Source organism: Paenibacillus sp. 05T425 (genome assembly GCF_056396205.1).
In genome coordinates this window covers 1-417 of record NZ_JBFTLA010000130.1, presented here as the reverse complement: position 1 = coordinate 417, position 417 = coordinate 1, and the positions used below count along the sequence as shown (strand labels likewise).

Sequence of the window (417 nt, the reverse complement as noted above, 5' to 3'; positions counted from 1 at the left end):
ACACATTACTGGTCAAGATGTCTCTGAGCAGTAGACGAAACGATTCAACAGGGAGTGAATACATGGAACATGCACCTTGCATCAGCCAGATTGCCACGTTGCTGGCTGACCCAAAGCGCAGCGCAATGATGTGGGCCTTGATGGACGGCACGGCACGGCACACTGAGGAGCTGGCGTTGCTGGCGGGCCTGTCGCCGTCTTCGGCCAGTGCGCATCTGGGGCGCTTGTCCACCGGCGGTCTGTTGAAAGTCGAAACCCGTGGGCGCAAACGGTTTTTCCGGCTTGCCGCGCCCGAAGTCGGCGCCGCGATAGAAGCCCTGGCCAGTGCTACCCTGGCCAGCGCGCCTCGGGATATTCCAGAGGTGTTCAAACGCACGAGCCCTATCGCCAAACCTCAGGCGGCGCCTTCGTCACTGC

Annotated in this window: 1 protein-coding gene; it reads left to right on the top strand. The window is 60.9% G+C overall.

Going from position 1 to position 417, the window contains the following annotated elements; all coding sequences use genetic code 11:
- Window positions 1–62: 62 nt before the first annotated feature.
- The coding region (locus AC1DF0_RS32430; RefSeq protein WP_477577706.1) for an ArsR/SmtB family transcription factor at window positions 63–417 on the top strand (355 nt) is incomplete at its 3' end.